The organism is Estrella lausannensis (assembly GCF_900000175.1).
In the GTDB taxonomy this organism is placed as follows: Bacteria; Chlamydiota; Chlamydiia; order Chlamydiales; family Criblamydiaceae; genus Estrella; species Estrella lausannensis.
The window spans coordinates 38,339-49,446 of record NZ_CWGJ01000006.1; the positions used below are offsets into that span (position 1 = coordinate 38,339).

Sequence of the window (11,108 nt, forward strand, 5' to 3'; positions counted from 1 at the left end):
TTTAATGAGAGGAGGCGGATCGGGATTTGAGCGCTTCATTCACAAGGAAGGCGAAGACAATTAGCATCATGGTGATCAACACAGCTTTCTTCTGCTCACCTGACATACCCGGTGCATGGGTCGTCACTTTCCTATCGATGACAGGATCAAAAGAGGCTGCGGACTTTATCGCGTTGTAGTTGTGCTGAAAGGCTGCTCTTGCAATATCTTGCATTCTTTGTCTCAGATCCGATTCATCGTCCATCTTGTCAATTTGCTTGAGCATTGACGCACTTTTGGCCTGCAACTCAATTGATGTGGGAAGACCATCGAAGTCCCAATAAGAGAGGCCTTTCTTGCCATCGGGGCACTCTTCCCAGGCGGTGATATGTGCGGCAAGCCATTTGGCTGTGGCTCCACACACTGCCCTTCCAAGGAAAAGACCTGCGTATTGCACATATAAGATCGGTAAAAGCAACTTAGGATTGTCCTCAGCAACTTGATCGATGAAACGCAGAAAATCCTTAACTTCTTCCGTGGCATCCGGCCTTTTCAGATGGAAGCGCTCTATAAAAAAGCGGATATCTTCCTCTGCTTTGGGGGCTCTAAAAATATTGTCTGTAAAAACAGATCTGAATGCCTCATGAAGGCGAATCAAAGATTCCAGTTTGGTAAAGATGGCGCTGTTGTTGACAAAGTGCTGCAGAAGCTCTTTATCTGTAATGTCACTTGTTCGCAGCAGCTTTGCGTAGAAAGGAAGGTTGATAGTCTGCTGATGCAAGCTTTTACCGCTGCTTTCAAGCGGGGTCATGAAAGAAGATTGCATATGGGAAACTAAAGAAAATGCGGTCTCTTCATTTTCTTTAGTCGCTAGCGAAGTTGTTGTTGAATCGGCAGATTGTACTTGAGAGAGGCCTTGTAGTGGTTGCATAAAATACCTTAATTTTAAAGGGTCATGAGTAAGATGAGTCAGACAATACAACGAAAGAGTCTCAACTCTTGTTTTTTGACAAAGAGAAGGCTCCCAAGATTGAAAGATCGCAAGTCACATAATATTAAAAAATATGAGGTGGCTTACGATCTTTCAATTCCTATAGTCTCTCAAAGCCAAAATCTAGAAATCTTGAGACTCTTTCGGTATCTATTTTAGCAACGTTTACTCGATGCTCTACTATTGGACGCCCTTTGCAGGCTTTTCATCTTCCATGGCGGCGAAGTCAATCACGCTCTCAGAAACTCCTGTCGGCACCGCCAGCTTGATCCCGGTAAATCCCTGGAAAGCCATGGACATAAGCCCCGTCATAATAAAAGTTATTGCCATTCCTCTTAAGGAGGGAACGACATCGGAGACAACCAGTTTTTCCCTGATCGCAGCAATGAGGGCAATCGCCAGCCACCACCCCGCTCCGGAGCCGAAGACATAGACAAGGTTGGGTACGAAGGGATAGTCTCTTGTCACCGCAAAAAGGCAAGCTCCCAAAATGGCGCAGTTAACAGCAATCAGCGGCAGGTAAATACCGAGTGTCAGATAGAGCGCGGGCGACACCTTTTCGAGCACGATTTCAAGCATCTGAACAAAGGCAGCTATGACCGAGATGAAGAGAAGAAACTCAAGAAAATTCAAGTTAATGGCACTGGCATCAAGGCCAATAAAATCAAGCCATGCCAGACCCCCAGCTTTCGTGATGAACTGGTGCACGAACCAATTCAAAACCCCGGAACAGGTTAAAACGAATACGACCGCCACTCCCAGTCCGTTGGCTGTCTTCAGCTTGGTCGAGCAGGCAAGATAGGTACACATTCCCAAGAAGTTTGCGAGCAGAAAGTTCTCGATCAGAACCGATTGGATCAGCAGCCCCAGTAGATTGATTGGCTCATAGCTTCCCATCCACATGTCAGCCTCCTTTCTTGTTGATGATATTGTAGATCCAGATCATGCATCCAATCAGAAAAAATGCAGCCGGCGGGCTAACCATCATGGCAAAGTTTTCATAGCCATTGGGACTTTCAGGCCCAGCATACCACGAGAGGGGAATGACCTGATAGTTGAGCAGCTGGCCAAAACCAAATAGCTCACGAATGCCTCCAACGATAAAGAGAACCCAGGCATACCCGAGTCCGGCTCCCATGCCATCATAAAAGGCGGAAAGCGGCGGTACCGAAAGCGCCATGCCTTCAGCTCTTCCCATCACAATGCAGTTGGTGATGATCAGTCCCACGAAAACGCTGAGAACTTTCGAGATAGAGAAGAAATACGCCTGGAGGAACTGGTCGATGATGATCACAAAGACGGAGATGATCGCCAGCTCGGTGATCATGCGGACACTGTCTGGAGTGATTTTACGCAGAAGAGAAACAAAAAAGGATGAACACGCCGTGACGAAGGTAACTGAAAGTCCCATAGTGATCGCCACAGAAAGGCGATTCGTGACTCCCAAGGCAGAGCAAATGCCTAGAACGGCAACTATTACCTGGTTGCTATTCCATATCTGATCGGTCAGGTAGGTGATCGGCTTGGATTTTTGAGGTGCCATAAGCTCTCTTAAGATTGAGTAGTTTGTTCGTGGGTCTTGTCGCTGCCGCTGTTTTCGGCGCCATTCTTTGTATCGCTGTCATGGAGCTTGATAAAGAATGGGCGATAAGGGGCCAGCACATCTTTATAACCTTGAGTGACACCATTGCCAGTCAGCGTCGCTCCTGCCATACCGTCAACAGCGCTTTTTGCCCTGGGAGAGTCGCCATAAACTTCAGCGACAAGCCCCTTCACGACAGTGATGCCAAGGGGGGCGGATTTAAAATCGGTTTGTCCTGAAGATCCTGGAGTGAAGATCTTTTTGTCATAAAATTGATTCTGCCAGTAAGGCTCGGCGATGTTAGCTCCGAGGCCTGGGGTCTCTTTTTGATCATACCAGGTGATGCCGATGACTGTGTCTCCGTCCGGCTTCAGGGCTAGATAGCCGTATATGGCGTCCCAGAGTCCAAAGCCGTTGACAGGGATGACCCATCCGATAGCTTCGTTTTTCATGGGGTCTTGCTTCTCCCCTTCTTGGGGGTTGGGAAGCAGCTTGTAGATGAGCATCAAGGGCAACTTGTAATAGCCGATGGAGCGGTATTTCGAGACGTAGCCATCTAGATCAATCTTGGCTTCTTGGAAGGTCTTTAGGTTTCCTTCTTTGTCGACAAGAAGGGGAATCAGCCGCGATTCGTATATTTTAATGATGTCTGCCTTCGTGGCGAGGTTTTCAGCCGAGCCTTTGACGAGCCTTCCATTTTCAAATTGGGCAGGGATGTATTCACCTTTATCGTCCCGGACAAGAAAGTAGCCATCGTGGCTTAGCACTTTGGCGGCGATCAGCATCTGCTTGCTGCGGTCCAAATCTTTGGCGATCTCCTTGGGCTCCTGAAGGGCGCTTGCGATGACCGACAAGATGAGTGCAGCGATCAAACTTAGTGTGGCCATGAAGGCAACAGTACCCAGCGGACTTGAAATCTTCGTGTTAGACTGCTCTTCGGGCACGGGCAAGCCTCCTGTTCACATAAATTTTGGCGGCGTAGTAATCGATTAGCGGGGCGGCACAATTCGCTGTGAGGATGGCCAGCATTACCCCTTCGGGATAGGCTGGGTTGATCACGCGGATCGTGATGGCGATCGCTCCGGCAAAGAAGCCGAAAATCCACTTTCCAAGCCGGATGTCCGGCGAGGATACAGGATCTGTCGCCATGAAAACAATGCCGAAGGCAAGCCCGCCAAGCAGAAGGTGTTTGTAGGCCGGAATGCCGAATTGAGCAGGCAGCCAGGCGCCATGGGCTTCTGCCAGGTAGGTTGAGCCCAGTTGGAAAAAAAGCGCGGTGATGAAAGCACCTAAGGTCATCGCCGCCATGGTTCTCCAGGAGCCGACACGAGTGACGATCAGGATAAAGGCGCCGATCAGGCAGGCAAGAACCGACGTTTCGCCGATGCAGCCTAGTTTGTTGCCCAGGAAAAATCCCCAGTTGCTGTTGGCGCCAAGGCCGTAGTTGACTGAAGCGAAATTATAGGCGTCCTCGTAAAATCCAGTGGAGAGGCCAAGGCCTCCTTCCGCAAGAGGCGATGTGACAAATTGTCTGAGTTGATCTTGCGTCAGCTCGCCCAAGTTTGCCTCTTGTCCCGTATGGCTTACCCATTTTTGGAAGTATTCTTTAATGGTATCGAAGGTGCCGACATCGCTGCCCACGTTATTGGACGCGATCGCGTCGACATGGATGCGCTTGATATCGGTCGATACTTTAAGCTGGCTTAGTTTGGTTGCCTGCGTAAACCCGTCAAGGGGGCCTTTGGTTCCCGTCTGGTTCATCTTAACCAGACTATCTCGCACTGCTTGGGCGCTGTCGCCTACCCAGACGTTACCCGACATTCTTCCGGGAAAGCCAAAGAACAGAAAGCAGCGGCAGGCAAGCGCCGGGTTGACGATGTTCATACCCGAACCACCAAACACCTCTTTTGCAAACACAACGCCCAAGCTGACGCCGACAGCGACCATCCAGAGAGGGATTGTCGGGGGAAGAATCAGCGCATAGAGCATGCCGGTCACTAAAAAGCCTTCGGAGATTTCATGACCGCGGACAACAGCGAAAAAACCTTCCCAAAGGCCGCCAACGGCGTAGGAGACAAAAACTATGGGCAGCACGATGTAGAGGCCCTCGGAGATGATGTGCATCCAACGGTTGTCTTTGGAAGCGAACTCCATATACTTTTGGAAGGACGTTGAACTTAGTATAAACTCATCCATCAGGCGGAAATCGCCACTGGAGTAGACAAAGCTTTGAAGGCCCGCATTCCAGATGCCGAAAAGAAAACAGGGGAGGAGGGCTAAAACGACAATTACCATCCAGCGCTTGATATCGATGGCATCCCGGATGTGGGGGCCTGTCTTTGTTTTACAGGGAGCTTCATAGAGAAAAGTGTCCATTGCATCGATAAGCGGTTTCAGCTTGTGCAATGGTTTTCCCTCTTCCACTAATGAAAGCTGGTAGTCGAGAAGCTTTCGGAGCATATATACCTTTTTCCGCTCTAGTCGTCTTAAAGACCATCTACAAACTGAAATCGGATGATTTGAGTTTGCGTACAGCCTCTTACGAGATTTACTTTTTATACCGAAAGGTTCTCAAATTTTGAGACACTTTTGGTATATCTTGAGCCAATAACATTGTCAAACCCATTACCCACCCATCAAAACTCATAAGGCTGGGTACCGGAGACAGCTTCGGATGCGCGGCTGTCTATTTTTGATCCTTTCCGGGAGCCAATATCCGCTACGGCGTATGAACCCCAAAAAATGAATCAAAATTGGCAGGTATAATCGCCAAATTGACGAACCCGAATCCGCCACAGTCTCGTAGGTGCTATCCTCAAATGATGAATAAGGCCATGGCCTCAACTTTTTCTCAGGGATCTTTGTTCTCCAAAGAACCAAGAAACCCATAAAGTATCAAATTTTAATGAAATGTCAAACGAAAAGGTATGTTGAAAGTATTTCAAAAACGGAGGAGGCGGTTTTCTGAAAGTCCTGTAATGGAGCGACGGGGACCGTCTCATGTTTCTAATGGTAGGTTACTTGTGACTTTCAATCTCCAGTGGATTCTCTTGGTTAACCAAAAAATGGAGACGCTTTTGGCCTAAAGATTCGTTCATTCCTTAGGGTTCTAAAAGATCGCTTCGCTCACCCGCTGCCTGAAAGTCCGAAGACTCTAAATTGCCCCAATTGCATGATTGCGTTATGCTGGCAAATTCTTAAATCGGTCATTATATTGACACTTTCTGTATAGACCGAAAGTATCTCAAAATTTGGGATGTAGTTTTAGAAAATGATAAAAAAATGGATCTTTGGACTTTTAGCGCTGGTTCTCGTGGCGGGTGTCGTCATGATCGCTTACGCATCTGATTTCAAAGTCGCTTTGCTTCGCTCCTACGCCTCCTCCGTCATGTCCAGCTCGAGCGGTGGAGAGTTCACCTATCAAAAGGCGCACTTCGCAGACGATGGCGCTCTTGAAGTCGAAGGGCTTACCCTTGGCTTCAAATCGATTGAGGAAGACAGCGGTCTGACCCTCACTATTGCCAAAACACGGGTCGAAATGGGTTTTTCCCTCTGGCCTCTTTCTGTTACCTTGCAAGCCCATTTGGACAGTCCTCAGGTATCCATCGGTACCGGATCTTCTCTTGGCAGGCTGACAGAACACTTTAAAACCAGCGCTTCGCTGCTGACAGTCAAGGCTGAGATTGATATTCAAAAAGGAATCATCCGTTTTGACGATCGAGGTGGTACCGTCGAATATGGAGTGGAGGGTTCGCTTAAGATTCACGACCCTTTAAGAAGCACGTTGCATATTCAGTCTGCTGCGGACAGCTCTAGTCTCTTGGTTCGCTTTAACGGAACCGATCCCCTGGAAGAGAGCCTCGCCATTCACTGCCGTAAAGCAGAGGTTTGCCCCCTTTTTAATTTCCTGGCATCTTCGCTTCCTTTTATCGACCGCATTCGGCTTAGCAGCGGAACATTGGACGGTAATGTATTGGTCGCAAGAGGCAAAAATGGCGTCGCTGCAGTTCAGGGGGGGCTGTCTTTCAACGAGGTCTCTTTTGCCGATACCGAAGGCAAGTTCAAAGGAAGGATACCTCATTTTGTTTTTGATGCCGATTTTCAGAGAAAAATTCCCCGCATCGTGATCGGAAAAGGCTCTTTGAAAGAAGAAGCGAAAATTGAAGTGATTCCGGAGGGAAGAGAACCCTATTTCATTACTTTCCAGGAAGGGTCTGTCTATGTCGAGGCAGTGAAAACCATCCATGTGCAATTTACCGGTTTTGGCTTACATGGAAACCGCTCCTTGCCTTTTGAGGGAAAAGGCCACTTCAATGTTTTGCATGCCGGGAGCGAAACAGCTTCTGTCAGTTTGCAGCTGGCCTATCATGAACACGCAAGAGCCGCGCTGGAGGCGCGCCTGACCGAGATGGGCAGAGGATGGCGCAGCCTGAACATGACACTGTCGGATTTTACCGAAAGGGAATTTAACTTTCTCGAAGATGCCTTCTCCAGTTTTTCCCCCGTTTTGCCAGCTTTCAACTTCGAGAAAGGGACTTTTTCGGGTAAAGCTTACGCACATCTTCTGGGCAAAGTGCTCAAAGAAGTGCAGGTCGACAGCATCGCTTTTCAAAACAGTTCGATTAAATTTCCAGAACACAATCTGATCATCCAATCCGATGAACTTCTCTTAAAAGTCGGCTTAAATCTTGCCGCCAAAGACCCGAAGGGTAGTCTAAAAGCGGATATGCGGATAAAAAATGGCAGGGTGGAAGGGAAGGATCCTGTGGACTACCTGGCGACCCAGTGTGATGCAGATATACTTGTTGAAAATGGCGCCTTGAAGCACTTGAAAGCAGAAGGAATTATCCAGGGCGTCTTTGGGAGAATCGATTTCGATCCCGCCAACCCTAAAGGAGCGGCTTTGGCGTTTGCGTCGCCTCTCGTCAACTTGTCAGAGCATTTTCCGGAAAAGTTTGCGAGCGCTATACGCCGCAACTATTCCGATGAAACGGTCTATCTGGAAGCTTTCGCACGCCAGGGGGATGAAAATGTCGAGTTTAGAGGAGTGCTCTCTGTTTCCGGGAAAAATCATGAAGCGATAGCCAGTGGTAATTTTGGATTTAAGGCTCTTAAATCTAAGGAGCGGCCGAAAGAAGAGATGGAAGAGGTTAAAAGAGAGAGCGTTTCCTCATCATCTAAGTTTGATACAGTGGTAAGAGAGGCTGCCTCAAAACCTTTTAGGGAACGCCTGCGGATCGAAGATGGCTGGTTCTTTTTTGATAAAATGGATCTAAGCAAGGGGATTGCTCCTTTCCTTTTCATCGACGCGGAGGGCGACCCAGCCCCCCTGGAATTGTCTGGAAAGGCAATCATCAAAGGCGAGTTCGACAGCCAAGGGATGCAAATTCATTACGATGCGGAAAACATCCGGTTCGAAGGAGAAGATTTTGCAATCGACATTGACCGAATTTATCGCCAAGACTCTCATAAAGACAACCTGACGCCGGCAAACCACGTCTTCAACTTTGAAGAGGGCACTCATTTCGGTGTGATCCCCGTGATGCAGGGAACTTATACAGACAAGGGGTCAGGCATCGTTTTCGAGGATGTCTCCTGCCAGATCTGTCCGAGAGACGAAAAGGTGGAAGTACAAAAGATTGAGGCTCTTTCCTCGGGGATTTTGTTCAAAGGCAACGCGCTTGTGGATTATTCCCTGCCGGGAAAGGGAGTGCTGGATATTTTCGTCGGCACAAGTGCGATCACTGGGCGGGCAATGGATCTAAAAAACTTTCTCTCCCACCTGCAGAGCGGTTCCTATATCGCCTACGTGCCGATCGATGGGGAAATATCTTCGCGAGAGGGGGATTGTCAATTTTATTTTAAGGTGAGACCTTCAGGTACTGTTGTCGACTCAAAGATCAATGGGTCGCTCTATGAAGGTTCTATCTCTCTGGGAACTTCGGACGCTGTTTTTCGTGAAATTGGATTTTCGGTCTCGTATGAGACGGGTGGAGCTTTAAGCGTTCGGGGGCTTCAGGGGACTCTCTTAGTGGGAGATCCGAAAAAACCCAAAGAGTACTTTCTTTCCTCAGACGGGATCGAGATTGATGATGTCAGGAATGGAAATGGAAAGTTTAATGTGTGGATGGAAGGGGCCGGCAAAGAGGTGATGCGCCTGATCGGCACCATGCAGGGTGAGAAGAGGGGCGAGAGCCTGATCATCAACATCTTGCCGGACAAAGAAAAATCCCATGTTCTGCAAATCGCACCCAAGCGGTTTTCTCTGGCTTTTCTTGATTGGGATGAGGTCGCTCGTTTTGACCTTGGCCTCAGCATCGATCTTTTCAATTCCGATAAATCTCTGCGGGAGACGGTGGCAAAATTTGTTGCCTCTCTCCCAGCGGGGGCGTTAAAGGAGAAAAGCGAAGTTTCCGGCATCCTGGAAGTGAATTTAAATTACGAGCTTGAACTGGCCCGATTTAACTATGAGATGCTTTTTCATGGCCTTCAGGTGGGTGGACGTTCTTTTAAGGAAGCGGAAATCAGCGGTTCGTACAGGGCTAGGACGCTGCATTTGCACAACTTTATCTTTGATGATCTTTCGATAGCAGCTGAAATAGCAAGAGAGGATGTGTGGAAGATACGCTTTTTAGGAGGCGGAATCAAGGACGTGGTGGCCATAGGACTGGAAGGTGCTTTTGATCCGCAAAAGGGATTGGCAGGGAAGGTGCGTCTCTTTGAAGCCACCCCCAAGTTCATGAGCTTGATTAGCAATTTGCCGGAGTCCTTTCTTGCAGATTTAAGCGGTAAAGTCAAGGGAAGCGGGGATTTTTACATCGGAAAAGACAGCGAAGGTCAGCCCGATTTTACCGTGAAGCTCAACTTGCAGGGGGGGCTGCAGATGGGAGGAACCAGGGCTGAGCTGCAAAAGCCCCTCGAGTTGACCTATTTAAGCCGCGAGGGACTGCTGGTGCAAGGCATCGAAGCGCAGCTGGTTTCCTCCACGAATAGCAGACCTCAGGGGGCAGCTTTTTCAGGAAAGGATCCGATCCGCATGACGAAAGAGGGCCTGAAAATTCCCAAGCTCAGTTTTACTATCGTGCCCGATGCTTTCAAAGGAGTCGTCGCAACTATCGGACAGGCTTTTCCTGAGCTAAATCCGTCGATTTTGCCCGATTTCAGGGGAAGCACTTCTCTCCATGGCGATCTTTTTGTCTTCAATAACGATGAAAGGCGTGAAATGAGCTTTTCGTTGGAAGAGGGCGTCATGTTATTCATGGGTGGCGAAAGACCATTTAAACAGTTTATGGTGGAAAGAAGCGACAATCTGCTTAGATTGTCGTCCGAGTTTCTTGTGGGATCCAAATGGATCGGCGTTAAAGCTCAGACGAACGATCCACTCCGGCGCAAAGGCACCGTTGAGCTGATGGAGTCAGTCAGGGCCGCCGGAAAGGATGAAAGGCTGTCATTGCAGTGGAGGCAAGATCTTCAGGGTAAATTTGAAATCGTCAAAGCGTACGGTTCTCTTTCGGGGCTTGATGTCGATCTTGCGGCCGATGAAAAAGAAAGAGGAGTCCTTCACGGATCGGTAGATATCGATGTGGCCGAGGCGCTGACTCTTTTTTCCAAGCCCGGGGAGAAAGAACCGGATCCGCTTTTTCAACATGGAAGGGGGAAATTTTCGGGAACGATTGTTCTTTCCGACGAGCAAGGACAAGCCGCTATTGCCAGGGGAAAGATCGCTCTTTCATCTCTTTCGGTAAAAAAAATTCTGATCAGCGATATCCATGCGGATGTTCAGGCCGGGCTGGATGGAGCTTTATTTTCTGATTTGGTCATCGAAGATCCTGCCGGTAAAGCGGAGATTAAACAGCTCACCGCCTCCTTTGCGGAAGGGGGAACATGGCATACACCCCACATTACTGTCCGCGGCCTTCGTCCCGCGGCTATCCGTACGCTGAACGGCGAGCCGATGGTGAAAAATAAAGCACTGAAAATCAATGAACTGGATGTGAGCGATGTCGCTTTGTGCCCAGGATTGCCCGAACTTTGCCAGGCATCGGGTTGGCTGCGCTTTTCGAATATTTCAAAGAGCCTGTTCCAAAATACCCTGTTCCAGATTCCTCTTGAGCTTGTGACAAGGCTTGGTCTGAATCCTGCGTCGCTCACGCCCGTCAAAGGAGAAATCTTCTTTACTGTGGCCGATAAAAAAATTCAGATCACCAAGTTAAAAGATGTTTTCAGCGAAGGCAAGGGATCGAAGTTTTTTCTTGCCGGGGAGAGCGGTTCTTATGTCGATTTTGACGGGAATGTGAGGATGCAGATCCGGATGAAACAATATAATATTCTCCTTAAATTCGCCGAGCTCTTCACAGTGACGGTTAAGGGAACCTATAGCAAGCCTGTCTATTCGCTCCAAAAGCAAGATGGCGCCAAGAAGAAAGAGACCGCATCGCGGTAATAGCCCTGGACATTATTAGGAAAGTACAGATAGATTGTTTCTTTGAACTTAGGGCGTGCCCTCAAAATATAAATCAGCCTGATTCGATTTCTTTTCCTTCGGGATCACCATTG

6 protein-coding genes are annotated in these 11,108 nt (G+C 48.6%); 1 reads left to right on the top strand and 5 read right to left on the bottom strand.

Annotation, left to right across the window (positions count from 1 at the left end; translation table 11 throughout):
* Position 1 precedes the first annotated feature (1 nt).
* From ELAC_RS01830 to nqrB, 5 genes are all read right to left on the bottom strand, one after another.
* Complete coding sequence (locus ELAC_RS01830; RefSeq protein WP_098037581.1) at positions 2-910, bottom strand: biliverdin-producing heme oxygenase; 909 nt, start codon at positions 908-910, stop codon at positions 2-4.
* 240 nt (positions 911-1,150) lie between these two features.
* Positions 1,151-1,873: an NADH:ubiquinone reductase (Na(+)-transporting) subunit E gene (nqrE, locus tag ELAC_RS01835; RefSeq protein ID WP_239414306.1), complete on the bottom strand. Its 723-nt coding sequence runs from the start codon at positions 1,871-1,873 to the stop codon at positions 1,151-1,153.
* A gap of 1 nt (position 1,874) precedes the next feature.
* Positions 1,875-2,513 carry an NADH:ubiquinone reductase (Na(+)-transporting) subunit D gene (gene nqrD / locus ELAC_RS01840; protein ID WP_098037582.1) on the bottom strand — a complete coding sequence of 213 codons (639 nt, stop codon included), beginning with the start codon at positions 2,511-2,513 and terminating at the stop codon, positions 1,875-1,877.
* Positions 2,514-2,521: 8 nt separating this feature from the next.
* Positions 2,522-3,496, bottom strand: a complete 975-nt coding sequence (gene nqrC / locus ELAC_RS01845; protein WP_239414308.1) for an NADH:ubiquinone reductase (Na(+)-transporting) subunit C — start codon at positions 3,494-3,496, stop codon at positions 2,522-2,524.
* On the bottom strand, positions 3,477-5,012 hold the full coding sequence (gene nqrB / locus ELAC_RS01850; RefSeq protein WP_098037583.1) for an NADH:ubiquinone reductase (Na(+)-transporting) subunit B: 1,536 nt from the start codon (positions 5,010-5,012) through the stop codon (positions 3,477-3,479). Before nqrB ends, nqrC begins: the two co-directional genes overlap by 20 nt.
* Positions 5,013-5,823: 811 nt before the next feature.
* On the opposite strand from nqrB, the gene ELAC_RS01855 reads away from it, so the two are divergent.
* A complete protein-coding gene (locus ELAC_RS01855) occupies positions 5,824-10,995 on the top strand; it encodes a hypothetical protein (protein ID WP_098037584.1) in 5,172 nt (1,723 codons plus the stop codon).
* Positions 10,996-11,108: the final 113 nt, after the last annotated feature.

Coding starts and splice junctions, on each gene's coding strand:
- ELAC_RS01830 (WP_098037581.1), bottom strand. CDS start 910: ATGCAACCACTACAAGGCCTCTCTCAAGTACAATCTGCCGATTCAACA.
- nqrE (WP_239414306.1), bottom strand. CDS start 1,873: ATGTGGATGGGAAGCTATGAGCCAATCAATCTACTGGGGCTGCTGATC.
- nqrD (WP_098037582.1), bottom strand. CDS start 2,513: ATGGCACCTCAAAAATCCAAGCCGATCACCTACCTGACCGATCAGATA.
- nqrB (WP_098037583.1), bottom strand. CDS start 5,012: ATGCTCCGAAAGCTTCTCGACTACCAGCTTTCATTAGTGGAAGAGGGA.
- ELAC_RS01855 (WP_098037584.1), top strand. CDS start 5,824: ATGATAAAAAAATGGATCTTTGGACTTTTAGCGCTGGTTCTCGTGGCG.